The organism is Halovenus halobia, from assembly GCF_051414135.1.
Lineage (GTDB): Archaea > Halobacteriota > Halobacteria > Halobacteriales > Haloarculaceae > Halovenus > Halovenus halobia.
Genome location: NZ_JBLKOA010000001.1, coordinates 1,265,645 through 1,284,552, shown reverse-complemented (window position 1 = coordinate 1,284,552; position 18,908 = coordinate 1,265,645). Strand labels below are relative to the sequence as shown.

Here is an 18,908-nt window from a genome sequence, read left to right as displayed (position 1 = left end):
ACGCACCCTCGCATTTTCGCAGGCGAGAATTGCTCGCCGCCTTATCGGAATTTGAACTGGTCGCCCTCGGCCGAAAAGATGCTGGCGATGCCCGCGCCGAAGGCAAAGGCGAACCGCTGGGAACCCAACTGGACCCGCTGTGCGAGCGGATACTGTGGCTCGAACTCGCGGACGGTGACCGGCGCGTTCAGCCGGTCTTCGAGCGCGTCAAGCACGTCGTCTTTCGTTCCAAGTTCGTCGACAAGCCCCTCTTCGTGGGCTTTCGTCCCGATATAGACGCGAGCCTCTGTCTCCTCGATTGTCGCTTCGTCCATCTCGCGGCGCTCGGCAACGTTCGAGACGAACTGCTCGTAGTAGTCGTCGATCAGTCCCTGCAGATACTCTCGTTCGTCGTCTTCGAGTTCCTTCAGCGGCGTCCCGGCGTCTTTGTACTCGCCGGCAGTCAACTGTTCGTACTGGATGCCGAGTCGGTCGGCCAGTTCGGCGGCGGTGACCCGTGAGCCGATGACGCCAATCGAGCCAACGATACTCCCATCGCGTGCCCAGATTTCGTCACAGCCACTTGCAATCTCGTAGCCGCCACTTGCACAGGTGTCTGTTGTGTACGCAATTGTTGGCCCGTCGAACTCCTCGGCAGCGAGTTTGATATCTTCGCTGGGGACGATTTCGCCGCCGGGTGTGTTCAGCCGAACGACCAGAGCGTCGACACTGCTGTCGGCGTCTGCGCGCTCGATCTGGTCGACAATTCGGTCAGCGTTGGCTCCTGTCGGTGCCGAGCCAATGCCGCCGCCGCTGTTGCGCGAAATTGCACCCGTAACGCCAACCTCTGCGACGTTGTATCCGGGGACGACTGACCCGGCAACCGACGCACCGACTCGGACGACCGCCGGAATCGCGAGGACGAGCAACAGCATGCCGAGCAGTTCCCGACCCGAACTCGGGTACCACAGAAACAGGAACCAGCCAGCGGCGACGCCAATCGCTACAACTCCGACGAACAGAACCGCACGAAGCGCTGTCTTAAGAAAGCCCATCGCTGTCAGAGTGGTTGGGTGCCGGAAATAAAAAACACGGCATTGCAACCTTGTGAACTGCAGTTCACAGAATTGCTATTATGCTGGCTGCCCACTCACAGAGTATGTCACTTCGCGAGTCGATTCGGAGCGGACGGGCACAGTACGTCACGCTGTGGCTTCTCGCTGGGGTGTGTTTCGTCCTCGCGGCCACGAACACCGCCGTATTCGGGCTAGAGCAGTCGACGTTGCTCCTGCTCACGAGCGTGTTCGCAGCGGTGACCGCAGAATACGACGGCAGTCGGAGCTGTCCCAGCCGAGAGCCGAGTTCGTAACTCAGGCCGCGGCCTCGATGACTGAAATCTCCTCGGCGTCCGCGTCGTCGACATCGAGATGCATCGGGATATACTCACGCCGTTCGTAGGCGTCTTTCTCGTCGGGCGTACCGACCGTACACCACAACTGGACCTCGTCAGGACCGTTCCATTCGCACTGCCGGTTGATGCCGAAACAGACGAACTCCGACCCCTCGTATTCGATGGTTGCACCCTTCCGAATACCCGGGTCGCCGTGGATGATCAGCTTCTGCATACCCAACGGTTCACACAGTGTCGATTTAACAACTTCGATAGGCGTACTCAGGCGGCCCAGACTAGTGCCGCAAACCGCTCGGTTGCGGGCGATGCCTCAACTGCTCGCTGCCCCGACTCGGCCCGTCGGTGGTCCATCTCACGCAGTTGTGGGCACGGTTGGCCGACGGCTCCCCTTGAACACCCAGCGAGCACCGCTGTTGCGCCGGTTGCCACCGCGACCACTTACCCATACCCAAGGGTCCGTAACCGGGCAGAATACAGCCACCGAAAGGGAATAAATGCCTATTCTGTTTCAAAGCGTTTATTAGCAGGGTATCTGTATCCGTAGATGGGCCTTGGAAGAGCACCCAACCCCACACTATCGAGAGATTCACTCCTGGATCTGGTTTGCAGCCATCATCGGTAGATACCACCCAGGGCCCCACCCCACTACCCGGCCAGACGCCATCCTGAACTGCTCGCGCGTCTGGCCGCACATCCTACTGTCTCTGACTCGATGAGTTGCACTGGCAGTTACTCGCGGTGACGACCGTACCGGCCAGCGCGGCGTCTGCGCGACGACGCTGTATCCCGGTCGGCGTCGCTCTGTGACGCTGAGTTCGGGGTTGTCCTCCGTCCGCCGTCCGTGTTCAACTCGGTTGCCTCGGACGATGACTGGTCGTCCGTCTCGTCCCCGTCATCGTCGTCGACGTGCCGCCACGCGGTGAGCCCCATTTTGCGGAGTCGCCGGACCTGTGGCAGTGTCACAATCGTCACGACCAGCGACGACGCGCCGAGTAATCCCATTCCGAACAGCGCCACGGCCAGGAAGAGTTCACCGGCGAGATACCGGTTCAGGCCGAAAAAGAAAAATCCAATGCTGAATCCGGCTTCGATCTTCGCTTCGAGCAGCGAGATGGTCTCGTCGAACGTTGCCAGTCGGTTGTCGACGGCGGTCAGCGTCTCGTTCGCTTCCCGGACGGCCTGTTCGGCGTCACTCTCAATTTTCTCGACGCGTTCGAGTGTTCTGTCGGCACTATCTACCAGTCGTTCGGCGTTTTCCAAGGCGTCGACGAACCCCTCGTCGCCGAGGATATTCATCATCCTGAGCATATTCCCGAGGTCAGAGGCCATACCTCAACCAATGGAGCCTGTCGCTTTGGTTTTGGGGGTCAACGCGCCTGAACTCCGAGCACGGTGCCTGGTAATTAAACGTCGGCCCGACTCCCAGTGGAGAGGAACAAAGCCGGAGTATTTTTTATTCGGATTGAGATGTGCGGGTGTGCAAGGACTCGAACCGATTGTGGCACTATCGTGTGACGATGAGTAGCCAAACGCGCTCACCGAACGCGGAACTCGGGTTGTTAGACGCGACGATGATCGGCATGGGCGCGATGATCGGCGCAGGTATCTTCGTCCTGACAGGACTGGCAGCGGAGATTGCCGGGCCGGCCGCGATTGCCGTCTTCGCGCTGAACGGCGTCGTGACGGCATTTACCGGGCTGTCCTACGCCGAACTCGCAGCCTCGATTCCGAAGAGTGGCGGCGGGTACGCGTTCGTCCGAGAGATTTTCGACGACTTCGCCTCGTTCATCATGGGCTGGATGCTCTGGTTTGCCTACATGATCGCCGGGGCGCTGTACGCGCTGGGCTTTGCACCGAACTTCCTCGAACTGTTGCACGTCTACGGAATTGTCCCGCCGCCGGACGCAGTTGGGGCGGTTGCGATTCCCGTCATCGAGGCGTCGCTGCCGCTGTCCGTCTTGCTAGCGTTTGTCGCGGTGTTTGCCCTCGTCGCGCTGAATGCGGTATCGACGGCGGCAAGCGGGAGTGCCGAGACGATATTCACGATTATCAAGGTGAGTATTCTCGTCGTCTTCGTCGGGTTCGGACTCGCCTCACCGATGTTCTCGGGAGCCGAGTTCCAGCCGCTGTTCCCTCAGGGGGCAACGGCAATTCTGCCCGCGATGGGACTGACCTTCATCGCCTTCGAGGGGTACGACCTCATCACGACGGTCACCGAGGAGGTGAAAAATCCCAGAGAGAACATCCCGAAGGCAATCTTCATCAGTCTCGGGGTGACAGTCGTGGTATATCTGGCTGTCGTCACCGTTGCGGTGGGAACGCTCGGGGCGGATGGTCTCGCGGCGGCAGGCGAAGCGGGAATCGCCACGGCGGCAACGTCGTTCATGCCGACTGGACTCCCAATCATCCAGAATGGTGGTGCACTCATCGTCTTCGGCGCAGTGTTCTCGACACTGACGGCGCTGAACGCTGTCGTCATTGCTTCCTCGCGGGTTGCGTTCTCGATGGGTCGAGAGGGGCAGTTGCTGCCCTCGTTCGGCCAGTTGCACCACCGCTTCGGGACGCCCTTTGTCGCCATCGTGGCGAGCGCAGTGGTCATGCTCGGGTCGGTGGTGTTGCCGACACAGAGCGCTGGCAACATGTCGAGTCTGTTCTTCCTGCTTTCGTTTATCATCGTCAACGTGGCCGTGATCAGGCTTCGGCGCGAACGCCCCGACATGAACCGGCCCTACAAGATGCCGTTCTACCCAGCGCCGCCGCTGATTGGCATCGCGCTCAATCTGCTGTTGACAGTCGTGCTCGTGGCCTATCTGGTTCGCACTGACCCGCTGGCGCTGGCGCTCAGTGTCGGCTGGATTCTGCTGGGCGGACTGGCTTTCCTGGCGCTCAAACAGCGGACAGACGCACAGTCGGAGGGCGGTGAAGACAACCGCGACACAGCAGCGACAACGGAGGGATAATTCATGACACAATCACTCGACGTAATCATCGCTGGCGGTGGGCGAGTCGGTGTACAGACAATGCGATTGCTCGCTGACCGAGGGCATAATGTAACGGTTATCGAACGCGACGAGCGTATCGTCTCGGATATCGCCGACGAGTGGACTGCGACCATCATCAACGGCGACGCAACCAACCCCGAAATCATCGAGCAGGCGGGAATCGAGGACGCAGACGTGATTGCGGCGCTGACGGGTGAAACAGGGCTGAACCTCGCGGTCTGTATGGTCGCCGCAGATGTCGTACCGGACATTCGGACCGTTGCGCGCATCGACAGGTTCACCGGCGAAGCCTACACCCGGTTTGTCGACACGATTGTGTTCCCCGAGCGAGCGGGGGCACGGATCGCTGCCAACGAAATCGTCGGCGGCGACGTCCAGACGCTTACCGACGTGGCTGGCACCTTCGAGATTATGTACGTCCGCGTGGCCGAGGGCGCACCGGCGGCAGGCAAGCAACTCTCGGAGGTGCGATTCCCCGAGGGGACACTTATCATCTCGAACGAAGAGGGCAACCGGATTGCTCGCTCAGATACGCAACTGACAGCCGGCAACCGCTACGTCGTCGCTGTCGAACCTGGCGTCGTTGATGAAGTAATGAATCTGTTGCAGGGGTAACGGTGGATACTCGTTACTGACTGGCGAGTCGGTGCGTGATGTCGGGGCAGCGGATGGTGACCGACCGTGTACCGCCAGCCACCGTCTTCCGAGCAATCAGTCGTTATCGGTCGGAGAGTAGTACTGCTTGAGTCCGGGCGGTAACTCTATGGACTTGCGCCCGACCTGTTCGTGGATATCGAAGGTGTACAGTTGCAACTCACCAGCCGTTTCTGCCTTCGTGAACAGGTCGAGGTGCCACGCGTTGTCCAGTGCGTCATCGTGGTCGTCCCACTCATCTCTCGAGAGTTTCCTGAGCGTCCCTTCGAGGAGGACACTCTCCCAGAAAAATATCGAGTCGGCACTGCAGAGCGAGCACAGTCGCCAACCAATTCAGACAGAACTCAGAAGTTCCCCGGGTGTCCCACTGGGACCCAAGGCATATCCCTACAAAGTGAGACATGTTACTATGGCACACAGTCCAGAATCAGTAGAACAATTCGTCTGTGAGAACTGTCAGGTGACCCACGCTGGGACGCCAATCCACCACTCGGCTTCCGAGCATACGTTCCAGCCACCGGAATCCTGTGGTGCCTGTGGCAAGAGTGAGTTCATACAGCTCCAAGACTGGATACACCACCACAAATAGTACCAACTACGGACAAAGCGAGCTCTGACGAGCCCTCCGTCGTTTGCGGTACTCACTCCGGAAGACACCGGACGCGAAGCCGCAGGCTGAGCGTCCGGCAGTTTTTCGCCCACGTTTTTCGAGGAGTGGTGCGCTTCGCGCACCCGACGACGTAAAAAGGTGGTAGAGTGGGACCGCCGAGATTCGAACTCAGGTCCGACGCACCCCATGCGCCGAGGATACCGCTACCCCACGGTCCCGCGTTTCGAGAAGACGATACTGTCGGGATTAAGGCCTTCGATTCACACCAACACGCGTTCGAGTTCGAGCACCGTCCCAGACTCGGCCTCGGGGTCGCCGACCAGCGTGCCGAGACAGACCGCCGAGCCGTCGGGCGTGAACCCAGCCACGAGTTCACTGTCGGTCACAGCCGTGCCGTCAAGCGGCGCAGGTTCAGCGTCGATGACACCCGGCGCGTAGACGGGAGCCCCCTCGGCAATCTCCCGGGCCGCGCTCGGCGCGACAATCAGCCGCGGGAGTGAGTCGAGCGCCGTTTCAGCGGGCGCGACAATATCGCGCAACGGTCCTTCGTCACCGTCCTCGGTCCAGAACGCCAGGCCGTCGGCCAAGTCTTCGAGCGTGACCAGCGTGGTGTCGTCGTACTGGCCCGTGGCGCTGCGCCGCAGGTCGCCCATGTGTGCGCCGGTTCCGAGCGCGAGGCCGAGGTCGTGACAGAGTTTTCGGACGTAGGTGCCAGCCTCGCAGCGAATCCGCAACAGTGCTTGCCGGCCGTCGACTTCGAGCACGTCCAGTGCGTGAATCCGCCGGGTTCTGAGCTGGCGTACCACCGCGCTCTTGCGGGGTGGCTTCTGGTAGATTTTAGTCTCGAACTCCGCGAGCGAGGCTTCAAAGTCCGATGGTGGCGGCCCCTGGAGTTCGAGCACGGCGATGTACTCCTTGTCGCTGCGAGCGAACACCTGCGCGAGACGGGTTGCGTCGCCGAACAGCACCGGCAGCGAGCCCGTGACTTTGGGGTCGAGCGTGCCAGTGTGGGCAACGCTGTCGATGGTGTCGGCCCCCTGCTCGTCGAGCGCGTCGTTGAGCATGCCCTTGAGCCAGTCGGCAACCTGGTGGGAACTCGGCCCCGGCGGTTTGTCGAGGTTACAGACGCCAAAGGAGAGCAGGTCTGGGATGGACCGTTCTCCAGGGGAGTCGAGCAGGCTCATCAGAAGTCGTACGCGACGCCGGTGACCGGCGTCTGGCCCTCGTCAGTGTGTTCGTCGTACGTGTCGACCGCCTGCAGCGCAATATCGGTAACACTGTCTGGGCTCCAGCGGGCGGTGTTGATGACGAGGTCGTAGATACCCAGTTCGTCGATGTCGATGCCGTAGTACTCCTCGTAGCGGAGTGCCTCGCTCTCAGCGCGGGCCTGTGTCTCTTCACGAGCCTGCTCGACTGATTTCTCCTCGCGCTCGGCGATGCGTTCGGCGCGGACGTCGAGCGGGCCATCGAGCCAGAGTCGCAGGTCAGCGTACTCGCCGGCCATCCAGCCCGCGAGTCGCGATTCGAGGACGAGATTATCCTGTTCGCGGGCCGTCGTGCGGAGTCGACGGTCGAGGTCGCGGTCGATCTGGTCGTCGTCTTCGGCGCGGCGGTTCAGTTCGAGCGGCGTGAGGTCGCGCTCGTCGGCAATCGACCGAAAGATATCACCGCCAGAGACGTGCTCGTAGGACAGCGCCGTCGCGAGTGCCTCGGCAAGCGTACTTTTGCCAGAGCCTGCCGGGCCGGACACGGTAATCAACATACCACATGTGATGTGGTGAGGCTAAAAGAGGTTGCGAGTTTAGCCTGGCGTCGTCTGCACGTTCAGCGCTTTGCGCATAATCTGGCCGAAGCCCATCGAGCAGACGAAGTACCAGATAATCCAGACCTCCATGGGTCCGACCAGTTTGGTCCGCCACGAGGAGATCTCGCCGGCAATCGGCAACACGAGCGCCGGGGAACTACCGCCGACACCGACGTCGATGGTCATCCAGTACATCCACAGGAAGACGGGGATGGTAAAGAGCATAATCCAGACCATCGGCCGGAACTGGGCTTTGAAGACGCCGAGGTTCTCGGACATCATCTCCATCTGCTCTTGTTGAATCTCCTCCAGCGCCTCGTCGTCACCGCGTTCCTTGGCCTTCTCGCGTCGTTCTTTGAGTTCTTCGGTCTTCTCGCGATACTCGCCCATCACCGCAGTGTTGCCGAGGTTGTCCTGCAAGATTGCGGACGCAAGACCGGTCAACACTGCGAGAATCATGATAACGACGTAGAACGGCAGGAGTTCGTTCAGCGGGCCGACGAATATGTCGATGGTACTGCCGATCAACTCCCGGACAGAGCCAAGCGCGTAGCCCGCAAACAGCCCAACTGCACTCAGCGCTGCCAGTTTGTCGTAGGTCGTCCACGAGGTGTCTTCATCCGACATGTCGGCCGGGTCTGCCTCGTCCAGCGCGTCGCGGATGCCGTCGGGGTCCTCGACGACGAACCCTTCACCGTCGGCGTCAGTGAGCACACCTTTCTCGATGAGGCGGCCCCACTCGCCGCTGGTAATCTCGTCGGAGACATCACCCCACGTCACCGTCCCCTGCTCCTCGGCGACCGACAGCACCGCTGTGAGGGCGTCGGTCATATGCTCGCCCTCTTCGGCGAGGTCGTCTACTTTCTGTGCGGTCCGTGGCATTATCTTAGCTAAGTTGGCCGAGTACTATCAAGCTTTTACTCCTCAGTTCGTGTGTTCGTCGACGGTGGACTTGATTTCAGTCCAGACATCCGCCGGCGTTCCTTCACCATCGATGGCGACGAACTCGTCGCGACCCTCGTAATGGTCGATAACTGGCTGGGTCTCCTCGTCGAAGACGTCCAGACGATTCTCGACAGCGTCGCGGGTGTCGTCGTCACGCTGGATCAACTCGCCGCCACACTCGTCACAGACACCCTCAGTCTCGGGCTGGTCGAACTCGACGTGATAGTTTTCGCCGCAATCGTCACAGACTCGTCGGCCGGTGAGTCGGTCGATGAGTTCCTCGCGACTGACCGACAGCGAGAGGATGACATCGAGGCCAGTCATCGATTCTAGCTCTTCGGCCTGGTCCGTGTTCCGTGGGTAGCCGTCGAGGACGAAGCCGTCGGCGTTCGACAGGGCCGTGTCGACGATTTCGTTGACCACTTCGTCCGGGACCAGATCGCCGGCCTCCATGTAGGCACGCGGGGTATCGCGGTCGGTATCGAGGTGGCTCAGGTCCATGTCCTTGTTGGCTCGGAGCGCATCACCAGTCGTGATGTGGTCAATCCCGTACTCGGAGACGAGATTACTGCTCTGTGTTCCTTTGCCTGCACCGGGCGGGCCGATGATGAGAATCCGTGGCGCTGCCATACTCTGTCTTTCAGTGCGGTCGTTAAATGATTGTCCAAATGCGAGCGTCCCGCGGTATCAAAAGCCCTTAACTCCTCACAGCCGAACCTCAGTTCAATGGACCACCTCCTCGTCCGAGCCGCCCGTGGGGAACACACAGAGCGCCCCCCGGTCTGGCTGATGCGCCAGGCCGGCCGACACATCCCCGAGTACCGCGAGATTCGCGAGGAATACAGCTTTCTCGAAGCCATCAAGACGCCCGAGGTTGCGACCGAAATCACGCTGCTGCCCTGGGAGTACTACAAGCCAGACGGCGTCGTGATGTTCTCGGATATTCTCACTGTCCTCGAACCGCTTGGCTTCTCCTATCACATCGAAAGCGGCGTCGGCCCCGTCATCGAAGACCCTGTCTCCGGCCCCGACGATGTCGACCGAAGCCACGACGACGTGACCAGAGAACTGGATTACGTCGGCGAACTACTCGTCCGCCTGAACCAGCGCGTCGGCGACGAAACCGCAGTCATCGGCTTTGCCGGCGGCCCGTTCACGCTGGCTTCGTACGCCGTCGCTGGCGGCCCGAGTCGAACGAACATGCCGCTACGCCAACTCCGGGCACAGCATCCCGAGGCGTTCCGCACCCTCCTGGAGTCGTTTACTTCGGTCGTTATCGATTATCTGCAGTTTCAGGCCGGCAACGGTGCGGATGTCGTCCAACTGTTCGATACTTACGCCGGTACGATGACGCCGGAGGATTACCGCGAGTTCGTGCTGCCGCTGCATCAGAAGATTTTCGAGGCCGTCGACGTGCCGACAATCGTCTTCGTCCGGCGGATGAACGGCCGCCTCGACCTCTTGCAAGAGTCGGGCGCCGACGCCGTTGGACTCGACTGGACGGTCGATATGGGTGAGGCCCGCGAGCAACTCGGCGATACGCCAGTGCAGGGCAATCTCGACCCCTCCTATCTCTTTGCTGAGCCAGACTTTGTCCGCGAGAAAACTCGGGAAGTCATCGAGAAAGCCGGCCCTGAGGGACATATTCTCAACCTCGGCCACGGCGTCAACAAGGACACGCCTGTCGAGTCAGTCCGGGCCTTCGTCGAAACGGCAAAACAAGTACAGCGCTAGTCGTCGCTCGCTGCCGGTGTTGCCCGATTTGCGTCGGTCGACGGTGCTGCTGGTTCGTTCTCCGCACGGTCGGTAATTGACTCTGCCAGTTCGCGAGCCTCGCGCACACGGCTCGGAATCCCCATTCGCGCGGTGTAGTTCGTTGCGAGGTCGATTCCCTCTGGTGTCTCGACGTCTTCGAGTGCCCACCACGACTGGTCCCACGCGGGGAATCCGGGCTCAAGTCGAGCGATGTCGATGACAGAGGCCTCTGTGCCGGTGACAGTCTCGAACTCTTCGATAGCAATTTCGGCCAGTCGGTCGTCAGACTCACTGACGAGTTCGGGTTCGTGCATCCCGCCGAGGAAGATGGTATGGACGCCGTCGCGGTCGAACATGCTCGCGTTCCACGACGCGCCGAGGGTGTGCAGGTCCTCGCCGTAGCCGACCTGATAGCCGAAGCCCTCGCCGTCGAGGTTGGCGTCGAGGTAGACCAGCGCCAGCGGATTGTACCGCAGCGAGTCCAGTTCTGCAACGCCGTCGGCAATGTCACCGAGTACGTCGGCAGTGACACTCGCCGGCGTCGTGCAGACAACGTGGTCGACGGTCTCTGTTCCATCCGTCGTCTCGACGTGGAACTGGTCGCCGACCGCTTCGACGGTAGTGACCGGCGTCTCGAACTCGATACGGTCGCTGTAGTGCTCTGCCACCGCGTTCGGAAGCTGTTGCATCCCGCGTTCCATCGAGGTGGGCGGGGCCTTGCTCCCCTGCCCGACGCGCTTGCGAAACGCCTGCAGGAAACTCCCGGCCTTCTGCTCGCGTTCCATCAGGCTGTCGAGTGCGTAGGCAGCGGGCATCTCTGCGGGGTCCGAGCCGTAGATACCACCGTACAGCGGGCCGATAAAGTTCTCGTAGGCTTCTGTCCCGAACTTGCGGACGAACAGGTCACGAGCACTCTCCTGTTCCATGCCGGGACGGGTGAAGACTTCCGCAAGCATGCGGGCTTTGCCCGGCCAGGAGAGCAAGTCAGTCCGGAGGAACTCCTCGATGGACAGCGGCGCACGGCCCAGGTCGCCGTCGGCGTAGACGTACAGTTTCTCGGTGCCAGCCTCGACGAAGGCGTCTTCGACACCGGCCGCTTTCGCGAGTTCGACCACGCCGGGCGTCTTGCGCATTCGCTGTGGCCCCGCTTCGAGGACGCGGCCGTCGACGTGGCGGGTCTGGATAACGCCGCCGGCCTCGCTGCTGCCCTCGAAGGTGACTGAGTCGATTCCCGCCTCAGCGAGGTAGTGCGTCAGCGCAAGGCCCGTGATTCCGCCACCGATGATTCCGACACGCATGGTTACTGGGGTGCGTTCAGACACATCGTTCCCGGTTCGTCTCGGCACTGACACTGTCGGAACTGGTAGTACGACGCGTCGAAGTCAGTGATGAACGGTTCGACCAGGTCGGCAAAGACCTCACCCATCCGCTCGTCGTCGTGTGGAATTGGGACGCGATAGAAGTCGAGTCCGACCTCCTCGGCTTCCTCTTTGAGTTCGACGTCGAGTTCCGACAGCGTCTCGCTTTGTTCGTGGAGGAAGCTGATCGGTTCGACAACAATCCGTTCGGCGTCGATATCTTCGATGAGGTCCTCGATTTCTGGCTCGGTCCACGGAATGTCGCGGTTGGAGTGGTTCTGGAAGCCGAGGTGATAGTCATCGACGGTGAGCAGTGACGTAACCACGTCACAGAACTCCTCGACGTAGATATCGTAGCGACTGCCCTCTTCGAGATAGTGCTGTGGTGTGCCGTGAGCCGAGAACACAAGTGCCGTCTCCTCGTCGTGCAAGTCGAGGTCGTGTTCGTCGGCGAATTCGGCGATGTTCTCCGCGCGAATGCGGTTGTAAGTCGGGTGTTTGTGCCAGCCTGTGATGGCGTCCTGTTCGACGTCCCAGCCCAGTTCTTCAATCTCGTCGTCGAGTTCGTCGAGCGAGATGACGTTCGTCGACGGACCACAGAGCGGGTAGATTGGCAGACCAACCAGGTGGTCAACATCGTCGTCCATCGCCTGCTCGGCGGCGTCGCCGATGAACGGTTCAGTGTACTGCGTCCCGAAGTAGGTATTCACGTCGTAGCCACGTTCACGGAGGACTTCTTCGGTGAGGTCGACCTGGGCTTTCGCCTGTGGGTTCAGCGGTGAGCCACCGATATCCTCGTACTCCTCCATGAGGCCGGGGAGCCGCCGCTTCGCAAGCGTCCGGGCTCGTTCGCGGGCCGCCTCTTCGGAGTCCGCTTCTTCGAGGTCGGCGTTGGCGTAGAAGATTCGTTCGAGATAGTCGAGCACGACCTCGCGGTCCGGTTCGGACGGTTCGCCAAAGTTAAGCATCGCAACGCCGGTTGTCATAGTCAGCATTTTGACCAGCCAAATGTATGTCTGTCGCTTGCTCTCAGTTGCTCGGAAGGAAACGGCGGCACAACAGTGAAGTGTAGACCAGCCAAACTCCGCGACAGATCGGACGGTCGTCTCCGTGCGGCCCCGACCAGAAGCTATGACTGCTGAGAAGCCAGCCCACGACTGCGAGGCGGTGATCGACTCGGTGAGCGCAGCGGTTGTCAGCGACCCGGAATTTCTCGAAACGGTGTTGATGGCGCTGGTTGCCCGCGGACACGTCTTACTCGAAGACGTGCCTGGCACCGGCAAGACGCTGACCGCCAGGAGCATGGCCCGCGCGCTCGGCCTGTCTTTCTCGCGCATTCAGTTCACACCGGACCTGCTGCCGGCGGACGTCACCGGAACCTACGTCTTCGACGAACAGGAGAGCGATTTCGACTTCCGAGAGGGGCCGATTTTCGCGAACGTCGTCCTCGCCGACGAGATTAATCGTGCTCCGCCAAAGACCCAGTCAGCGCTGCTGGAGGCGATGGAGGAACGGCAGGTGACCGTCGACGGCGAAACCCACGACCTGCCGGAGCCGTTTTTCGTCATCGCGACCCAGAATCCCGTCGAACAGGAAGGAACCTTCGCGCTGCCGGAAGCACAGATTGACCGCTTCATGGTGAAGACGAGTCTGGGCTATCCGGAGTACGACGGCGAACTCGAACTGCTCAAGCGCCGCGACGGCCGAGACGCCCGGAGTCCAACTGTCGAGACAGTCCTCTCGGCAGACTCGGTGCTCGCCCTGCAGGCTGCGCCCGAAGAGATCCGCGTCGACGAAGACCTGATGCGATACATTCTCGACATCACGCGGGCGACACGCTCGGATTATCGCGTCTCGATTGGTGTCTCGCCGCGAGGGACACAACGACTGTTCGAGGCCGCCCGAGCGCGAGCGATTCTCGAGGGACGAGAATTCGTCACGCCAGATATGATCAAACGGATTGCTGAGCCAGTTCTGGCACACCGGCTGGTGTTGACCGCCGAGGCAGAGGTCGACAACACCAACAAGGGGACAATCGTCTCCGAGGTTCTCGAAAAAATTGCTGTGCCGACCGTCGACTAATCAGCGCTGGACGGGTTGTTCGCGCCGGAGTGCAACGAACAGCACGAAGACAGTAATCAACAACAGCACGACAGCCGAGAGTGGCTGGCCGCCTGCGCCGACGAGATAGACGAGATAACTGGCTGTCGCGGCACCGAAGCCAGCGAGCGAACTCGTCGCCAGCCGAAAGAATTCCAGACGCCGGGTGTCAGCCTCCCGACCGAGTTCTTCGCCAAGGTCAACGGCAGTTCCACCAAAGTCGTACGCCAACACGGCGGCCAGTACGGCACCGAGCAGAACGAGTGGGGGAGCACCACGCACGCCAGCCGCCACCGCAGCGACGAAGAGGCCGAGCGCGCCAACCGTGACGAGCGGGCGAATACCAGTGATTGCCGCCAAACCAAAGAAGAGGAGGCCACCAGCGGCAGCGACCAGCCCCAGCGAACTGTACAGTCCGCTCAAGAGGAGTCCGATAGCGCCGGCGGCGACTGCTGCGACGCTGCTCACAATCGTGGGTTTTCGGGTAATTCGGTTCATGGTCTTGCTCGGAGTTGTGCGTCGAGCGGTCGGTCGGGCTGCCAGTCGACGACCGGGATACCAGCCTCTCGGAGGTCAGTTAGACGCATTGTCCGCCGTAATCCGGCGAGTTTCTGGGCGGCGGTCGCTGTTCCTGTCGGGTCGGGGCTGATAACAGTAACTGGGAAGCCACGAGCGTCGAGGCGTCGCAACAGTCGGACAGTGTGGGCCTCGGCCAGCGGCGAGAACACAAGCAACTGCGTCCCGGGCGAGAGTCGCTGGCGAAGGGGACTGAGCCAGTCTGCGGGCACACTCGTCGACTCCGGTGGGACTGGCGACAGCGCGCCTGCGGTGCCGAACAGCCGCCGGCCACGTTCACGGTGTTCGGTGCCGGTGCCCGGCGCGAGCCAGCAGTCTGGGTCGCCCATCGCCGCAATCCCGACTTCGTTGCCGTCGTCGAGCAGTGCCTCGAAGAGTCGCCCGGCACCGCCAACCGACCGGTCGACCGCATGGGATGCGTCCGGTGTCGGTCCGACGTAGGCAGACTTGCGGGCGTCGACCAGCAGGAGGACTGACGCGGCCCGCTGCTGGCGGAAGTCGACCGTTGCCAGTTCGCCGGTGCGTGCCCGGTGGTTCCAGTCGATGCGACTCAGCGGGTCGCCGGCCTGATACTCTCTGATTGTCTGGAAGGTCAGCCCCGCGCCGCCGGTCTCAGTTTCGATCTGGCCGGGGAGCCCGGTCACGGCACCGCGAAGCGGCGCCGATTCCCGTGCCGACCCAGCAGCGGGTGTACAGTCGATAGTCGTCTCGTCAGTCAGATACACGTCCTGTTCGACAGAGCCGGGAAGATTGCGGACGAGCGCCAGCAGCGGCGCGAACTCGTGGTGACCTCGCGTCGCTGTCACCGTGTACTGCATTGTACTCGAATCACCGGGCCGCAACACAGTCCCCTGTCGCGGCGACCCATCAGCAACAGCCAGTGACGGAGGGACGCCATCGACCAATCGAAAGTCCATCAGTGCGCCCGACCCACTGTTCGTTACGCGGACGGTCACTGTCACCTCGTCGCCGGGTGCCGGCGTCTCGTCATCCACTGTCCGCTCGATAGCGAGCGCAATCCCGTCCGTGGCAGGGAGTCGAGCGTAGGCCACGTAGCCGATACCGATACCAGCACCGAGCAGGATGGCCGGCGAGCGCAGCAAGATACCGACACCAAGACAGACGACTGCGACGAGACCGATGCCAGTCCAGTGTTGGGTCAGCCGTCGCCGGCCGAGCGTGAGCCCGGTTTCTGGCTCGTATCCCTCCGGGTCAATAGTTGTCGAGTCGACGGTCGACCAGTCCGGCGAGTCTTCGTCTTCGAGAGAGTCGTGGTACCGAGAGATTCCAGCCGCGTCTTGGAGTTCGTCGACCGTCCGGTCGGTGAGTGATTCCCAGGACAGTCGCTCGACAACGTCGTCGAGTCGGCGTCGAAGTCGATTCGGTCTGCTCCGCTCGCCGGCCAGGTACTCGGCGACCTTCTGGTCGTCTGTCCAACTCCCGTCTTCGACTGCGGCTACAGCTTCGTCGTCCGAGTAGCTGCCGTATCGAGTCAGTACCGTCGCCGCAATGCGCTCGAAGCCGGACCGCAGCGCGGCCGGTGAGCGGCCGTACGCGGTGGCCTCGGGGAAGGTTTTGACGACATCGTCGATTCGTTCGCCGGGGACGACGGTTGGCCGTCTGAGTTCGACATCCGGCGTGGATGCACGCGTGACGAGTCGACCACGCTGGGACAGGAGAATTGACACCGCGTAGAGCAGGGCAATGACCCCGACGACGACAACGGTTGCGTCGCTGACGGGCAGGCCAAGCGTGTTCGGGGCGAACAGTTCGACCACCGCCGCACCGAACAGCACCAGTCCGACGACGTAGTACCAGCGGTTACTCATCTGTGTACCTCTGTTCGATTCGGCGGAGCGTGCGTTTGGCTTCGTCTTCTCGGTCGGCCGTCGCGTCCAAGCCGCCGTAACGGACTTCCTCGAAGAGGTCGGTCAATGCGGCGACATCGGTGGCCGCCATCCCACGGGCGGCGGCTGCGTTGGCGAACTCCCGAGGTGTCATCGAGTCGCCATGGTCGATATCGAGCTGGTCGGTCATCTCACGATAGGCTCGGTACACCTGGTTATCGATTGAGTCCGCCTCGGCTGTGGCCTCGATGCGGTCGGCGGCGCGGCCGGCAATTTCGCCGACCTGTGCGATTTCCTCGTCGCTATCTGGTTCCGTCGATGGCTCCTCGCTTGGGTTGGGTGTGTCCCGCGAGCGCAACAACAAAAAGCCACCGACGGCCAGCGCGCCGACCACGAACGCGAGTGCAAGTAACTGGGCTGGCTGGGTGGTGGTGTCCGAACTCGACCCGCCGTCGCCGAGGCCACCGAGACCGCCAGAGCCGAAGCCAAATCCGCCTGTGGAGCCGACGTTGCCGAGCAACTGAAGGACTATCCAGACGATGAGGATGACCAGCAGCCCAAGTGCAACGGCGACCGCGGTCCGTCGGCGGTAGAGGATCGCATAGATGAGCGCTCCGAGCACCGAGAGCAACAGTAGCGTCGCAAGAATCAGCGAAAACAGCGGTGCAGGGCCAGTCTCAGCCGGTTCCGGCGGGTCGAAGTCCACGTTCGGGAGTCCCGGTTGGGGACCGAATCCGCCACCGCCGCCCGAGCCGTCGCTCTGGGGCTGGGTTGTCGTCGACAGCGTCGCCGCCGCGACACCGAGGGCGAGAATCGCAACGACGGTGATCAGGAGGGCGTTGCGTGTCCCAGGGTCCATCACATGCTGCTCGGACCTCCCGGGATTTATCAGTTTATGCGCGTTTCTCGGGGCTGTCCGCCGTCTGTCTGACGGAGAGTTATGAATCGTCACCGCAGTATGCTCTGTATGAGCGAGACGGAACAGATCACAGTTGCCGAGCGAAGCCCTGGATTCGGCGGCGCGGGAGAGACGGGCACCGAGGTATCGTTACCCGTCGTCGAACTGCTGACCGGCCGCGGGTTCGTCACCGGCAAATCCGGCAGCGGCAAATCGAACTCCGCGAGCGTTGTCGCCGAGAAACTGCTCGACAACGGCTTCGGACTGTTGATTGTCGACATCGACGGCGAGTACTACGGCCTCAAAGAGGAGTACGAGATTCTCCACGCCGGGGCCGACGAAGAGTGCGACATCCAGATCAGCGCCGACCACGCCGAGAAGTTGGCGTCGCTGGCACTCGAACAGAACGTGCCCATTATTCTCGATATCTCCAGCTATCTCGACGAATCTGAGGCCGAGGCGGTGCTGACTGCCGTTGCCCGGAGCCTCTTCGCGAAGGCAAAAAAGCAGAAACAGCCGTTTCTCCTGCTGGTCGAAGAGGTTCACGAGTACATCCCCGAAAATGGCTCTGTCGGCGAATGTGGGCGGATGCTCATCAAAATCGGCAAGCGCGGGCGGAAACACGGTCTCGGAATCTGTGGCATCAGCCAGCGCCCGGCCGATGTCAAGAAAGACTTCATCACGCAGTGTGACTGGCTGCTGTGGCACCGGCTGACGTGGAACAACGACACCAAGGTCGTCGGGCGGATTCTCGACAACGATTACGCCGACGCAGTGGAGGACCTGGACGACGGCGAGGGCTTCCTGATGACCGACTGGGCGGAGACAATCCAGCGCGTCCAGTTTTTCCGCAAACAGACCTTCGACGCCGGCGCAACGCCGGGGCTGGAAGATTTCGAGCGCCCCGAACTGAAAAGTGTCAGCGACGACCTCGTCTCCGAACTGGAAGAGATCAGCGACGAGAAGCAGCAACGAGAGAACGAAATTCAGGAACTCCGCGAGGAACTGGACCGCAAGAACTCTCGCATCGCGGAACTCGAACGCGAACTGCAAGACGCCCGGGACCTGAGCCGGATGGCCGAGCAGTTCGTCGACTCGCTGGTCGAGGAAGTCAACGGCGCTCAGCCTGGCCGAACCGAGCGCGAGCGCCGGCGTGAAAACGGAAAGACAACTGCGCCTGACCTCGACAGCGGCCCAGAACTCAAGCCAGAGACAACCACGAACGGCGACGGAGCGTCAGCAGACGAGGGCGATGACGGTGGCTTCGGCGAGGCGTTCGCCGAGGGCAACGGTTTCGATGACGACGCCTTCGAGGGACTGGCCGAGTCTGCCGACGAGGACCCAATGGATGGCTTCGGCGAGAGCGACGACGAGGAGATGGAGCCAGAGGGCGAAAGCGAAGCGGACGATGGAACTGCCCGGGCCACTGACGGCGAGGTTGCCTCGGCAGACGGTGGTGCGGTCGCTGCCAACGGCGCAGCAAGTGAGTTCAGCGCTGACGCCGTGCTGGAGGCGCTCAACTCAGTCACGGAGATGGCCTCCGGACGCGACGGCGAGTCTCAGAATGCAGTCCGTCAGAGTACTGAATTCATCGACGCCGACGGGACAGAACAGACCACCGCGACGGAAAGTGAAGACGCAGAACTGGTCGTCCGCGAACTGAAAGCCGACATTGGTGGACTGGCGACGAAGACCCGGAAGATGCTCGAATTCTACCGCGAGACTGGCCCGGAAACGCCACTGAATGCCCACTTCTCGGCGGGCGGAGACGGGACCAGAACCGACGCCTACGCGCACAACCGCCGTCTTCGGACGAGAGGTCTGATCCAGCACGCGGGCCGTGGTCACTACGAGTATCGCGTCCCCGAACTACTCGAACAACGCCTCGCTGACCGTGGAATCGGTGTCGACGAGGACACGCTCGAAGAGTACGTCGCAGATATTGAAGACTCCGCCCTACAGGGCTGAG

The 18,908-nt window shown here is 61.7% G+C and carries 18 protein-coding genes and 1 tRNA gene; 6 read left to right on the top strand and 13 right to left on the bottom strand.

All coding sequences use genetic code 11. The features are described from left to right. Positions 1-41 precede the first annotated feature (41 nt). Entirely contained in the window at positions 42-1,034 is a 993-nt protein-coding gene (gene sppA / locus ACMGFM_RS06845; protein WP_436901695.1) for a signal peptide peptidase SppA, read from the bottom strand. 104 nt (positions 1,035-1,138) lie between these two features. On the opposite strand from sppA, the gene ACMGFM_RS06840 reads away from it, so the two are divergent. After that, complete coding sequence (locus ACMGFM_RS06840; RefSeq protein ID WP_436901694.1) at positions 1,139-1,348, top strand: hypothetical protein; 210 nt, start codon at positions 1,139-1,141, stop codon at positions 1,346-1,348. Between the two features lies 1 nt (position 1,349). On the opposite strand, the gene ACMGFM_RS06835 is transcribed toward ACMGFM_RS06840, so the two are convergent. Next, entirely contained in the window at positions 1,350-1,604 is a 255-nt protein-coding gene (locus tag ACMGFM_RS06835) for an HAH_0734 family protein (protein ID WP_436901693.1), read from the bottom strand. 515 nt (positions 1,605-2,119) lie between these two features. After that, positions 2,120-2,719 (bottom strand): hypothetical protein, encoded by a 600-nt coding sequence (locus tag ACMGFM_RS06830; RefSeq protein WP_436901692.1) that lies wholly within the window; start codon positions 2,717-2,719, stop codon positions 2,120-2,122. A gap of 188 nt (positions 2,720-2,907) precedes the next feature. Between ACMGFM_RS06830 and ACMGFM_RS06825 the strand changes: the two genes are divergently transcribed. Beyond that, on the top strand, positions 2,908-4,350 hold the full coding sequence (locus ACMGFM_RS06825; RefSeq protein WP_436901691.1) for an APC family permease: 1,443 nt from the start codon (positions 2,908-2,910) through the stop codon (positions 4,348-4,350). A 3-nt stretch (positions 4,351-4,353) separates the two neighbouring features. Then, positions 4,354-5,007, top strand: coding sequence for an NAD-binding protein (locus ACMGFM_RS06820; protein WP_436901690.1), 654 nt, complete (start codon positions 4,354-4,356; stop codon positions 5,005-5,007). 796 nt (positions 5,008-5,803) lie between these two features. On the opposite strand, the gene ACMGFM_RS06815 is transcribed toward ACMGFM_RS06820, so the two are convergent. From ACMGFM_RS06815 to ACMGFM_RS06795, 5 genes are all read right to left on the bottom strand, one after another. Further along, positions 5,804-5,874, bottom strand: a tRNA-Pro gene (locus ACMGFM_RS06815). A 42-nt stretch (positions 5,875-5,916) separates the two neighbouring features. Next, positions 5,917-6,840: an RNA-guided pseudouridylation complex pseudouridine synthase subunit Cbf5 gene (locus ACMGFM_RS06810; protein ID WP_436901689.1), complete on the bottom strand. Its 924-nt coding sequence runs from the start codon at positions 6,838-6,840 to the stop codon at positions 5,917-5,919. Continuing rightward, positions 6,840-7,418, bottom strand: coding sequence for a (d)CMP kinase (cmk, locus tag ACMGFM_RS06805; protein ID WP_436901688.1), 579 nt, complete (start codon positions 7,416-7,418; stop codon positions 6,840-6,842). The genes ACMGFM_RS06810 and cmk overlap by 1 nt, the downstream gene beginning before the upstream one ends. A 39-nt stretch (positions 7,419-7,457) precedes the next feature. Continuing rightward, positions 7,458-8,342, bottom strand: a complete 885-nt coding sequence (locus ACMGFM_RS06800; RefSeq protein ID WP_436901687.1) for a DUF106 domain-containing protein — start codon at positions 8,340-8,342, stop codon at positions 7,458-7,460. Positions 8,343-8,384: 42 nt separating this feature from the next. Beyond that, a complete protein-coding gene (locus ACMGFM_RS06795; RefSeq protein WP_436901686.1) occupies positions 8,385-9,035 on the bottom strand; it encodes an adenylate kinase in 651 nt (216 codons plus the stop codon). 96 nt (positions 9,036-9,131) lie between these two features. Between ACMGFM_RS06795 and hemE the strand changes: the two genes are divergently transcribed. Then, complete coding sequence (gene hemE, locus ACMGFM_RS06790) at positions 9,132-10,139, top strand: uroporphyrinogen decarboxylase (RefSeq protein ID WP_436901685.1); 1,008 nt, start codon at positions 9,132-9,134, stop codon at positions 10,137-10,139. On the opposite strand, the gene hemG is transcribed toward hemE, so the two are convergent. Further along, complete coding sequence (hemG, locus tag ACMGFM_RS06785) at positions 10,136-11,458, bottom strand: protoporphyrinogen oxidase (protein WP_436901684.1); 1,323 nt, start codon at positions 11,456-11,458, stop codon at positions 10,136-10,138. The genes hemE and hemG overlap by 4 nt on opposite strands. 2 nt (positions 11,459-11,460) lie before the next feature. Further along, positions 11,461-12,504 carry a ferrochelatase gene (gene hemH / locus ACMGFM_RS06780; protein WP_436901683.1) on the bottom strand — a complete coding sequence of 348 codons (1,044 nt, stop codon included), beginning with the start codon at positions 12,502-12,504 and terminating at the stop codon, positions 11,461-11,463. A 145-nt stretch (positions 12,505-12,649) separates the two neighbouring features. Here hemH and ACMGFM_RS06775 point away from each other — a divergent pair, with 145 nt between their 5' ends. Continuing rightward, positions 12,650-13,600 (top strand): AAA family ATPase, encoded by a 951-nt coding sequence (locus ACMGFM_RS06775; RefSeq protein WP_436901682.1) that lies wholly within the window; start codon positions 12,650-12,652, stop codon positions 13,598-13,600. On the opposite strand, the gene ACMGFM_RS06770 is transcribed toward ACMGFM_RS06775, so the two are convergent. From ACMGFM_RS06770 to ACMGFM_RS06760, 3 genes are read right to left on the bottom strand one after another with little or no spacing between them, the layout of a single operon-like run. Further along, complete coding sequence (locus ACMGFM_RS06770) at positions 13,601-14,116, bottom strand: DUF7519 family protein (protein WP_436901681.1); 516 nt, start codon at positions 14,114-14,116, stop codon at positions 13,601-13,603. Beyond that, the gene (locus tag ACMGFM_RS06765) at positions 14,113-16,023 is read right to left on the bottom strand and encodes a DUF7269 family protein (RefSeq protein ID WP_436901680.1); all 1,911 of its coding nucleotides are present in this window, start codon (positions 16,021-16,023) and stop codon (positions 14,113-14,115) included. Before ACMGFM_RS06765 ends, ACMGFM_RS06770 begins: the two co-directional genes overlap by 4 nt. Continuing rightward, a complete protein-coding gene (locus ACMGFM_RS06760) occupies positions 16,016-16,900 on the bottom strand; it encodes a DUF4129 domain-containing protein (RefSeq protein ID WP_436901679.1) in 885 nt (294 codons plus the stop codon). Before ACMGFM_RS06760 ends, ACMGFM_RS06765 begins: the two co-directional genes overlap by 8 nt. 108 nt (positions 16,901-17,008) lie before the next feature. Between ACMGFM_RS06760 and ACMGFM_RS06755 the strand changes: the two genes are divergently transcribed. Further along, a complete protein-coding gene (locus ACMGFM_RS06755; protein WP_436901678.1) occupies positions 17,009-18,907 on the top strand; it encodes a helicase HerA domain-containing protein in 1,899 nt (632 codons plus the stop codon). Position 18,908 lies beyond the last annotated feature (1 nt).

Bases quoted from the DNA above. Each gene is read 5' to 3' on its own strand.
- ACMGFM_RS06775 (WP_436901682.1), top strand. From the start codon at position 12,650: ATGACTGCTGAGAAGCCAGCCCACGACTGCGAGGCGGTGATCGACTCG.
- ACMGFM_RS06840 (WP_436901694.1), top strand. From the start codon at position 1,139: ATGTCACTTCGCGAGTCGATTCGGAGCGGACGGGCACAGTACGTCACG.
- ACMGFM_RS06795 (WP_436901686.1), bottom strand. From the start codon at position 9,035: ATGGCAGCGCCACGGATTCTCATCATCGGCCCGCCCGGTGCAGGCAAA.
- sppA (WP_436901695.1), bottom strand. From the start codon at position 1,034: ATGGGCTTTCTTAAGACAGCGCTTCGTGCGGTTCTGTTCGTCGGAGTT.
- hemE (WP_436901685.1), top strand. From the start codon at position 9,132: ATGGACCACCTCCTCGTCCGAGCCGCCCGTGGGGAACACACAGAGCGC.
- ACMGFM_RS06835 (WP_436901693.1), bottom strand. From the start codon at position 1,604: ATGCAGAAGCTGATCATCCACGGCGACCCGGGTATTCGGAAGGGTGCA.
- cmk (WP_436901688.1), bottom strand. From the start codon at position 7,418: ATGTTGATTACCGTGTCCGGCCCGGCAGGCTCTGGCAAAAGTACGCTT.
- ACMGFM_RS06820 (WP_436901690.1), top strand. From the start codon at position 4,354: ATGACACAATCACTCGACGTAATCATCGCTGGCGGTGGGCGAGTCGGT.
- ACMGFM_RS06810 (WP_436901689.1), bottom strand. From the start codon at position 6,840: ATGAGCCTGCTCGACTCCCCTGGAGAACGGTCCATCCCAGACCTGCTC.
- hemH (WP_436901683.1), bottom strand. From the start codon at position 12,504: ATGACAACCGGCGTTGCGATGCTTAACTTTGGCGAACCGTCCGAACCG.
- ACMGFM_RS06825 (WP_436901691.1), top strand. From the start codon at position 2,908: ATGAGTAGCCAAACGCGCTCACCGAACGCGGAACTCGGGTTGTTAGAC.
- ACMGFM_RS06765 (WP_436901680.1), bottom strand. From the start codon at position 16,023: ATGAGTAACCGCTGGTACTACGTCGTCGGACTGGTGCTGTTCGGTGCG.
- hemG (WP_436901684.1), bottom strand. From the start codon at position 11,458: ATGCGTGTCGGAATCATCGGTGGCGGAATCACGGGCCTTGCGCTGACG.
- ACMGFM_RS06755 (WP_436901678.1), top strand. From the start codon at position 17,009: ATGAGCGAGACGGAACAGATCACAGTTGCCGAGCGAAGCCCTGGATTC.
- ACMGFM_RS06760 (WP_436901679.1), bottom strand. From the start codon at position 16,900: ATGGACCCTGGGACACGCAACGCCCTCCTGATCACCGTCGTTGCGATT.
- ACMGFM_RS06770 (WP_436901681.1), bottom strand. From the start codon at position 14,116: ATGAACCGAATTACCCGAAAACCCACGATTGTGAGCAGCGTCGCAGCA.
- ACMGFM_RS06830 (WP_436901692.1), bottom strand. From the start codon at position 2,719: ATGGCCTCTGACCTCGGGAATATGCTCAGGATGATGAATATCCTCGGC.
- ACMGFM_RS06800 (WP_436901687.1), bottom strand. From the start codon at position 8,342: ATGCCACGGACCGCACAGAAAGTAGACGACCTCGCCGAAGAGGGCGAG.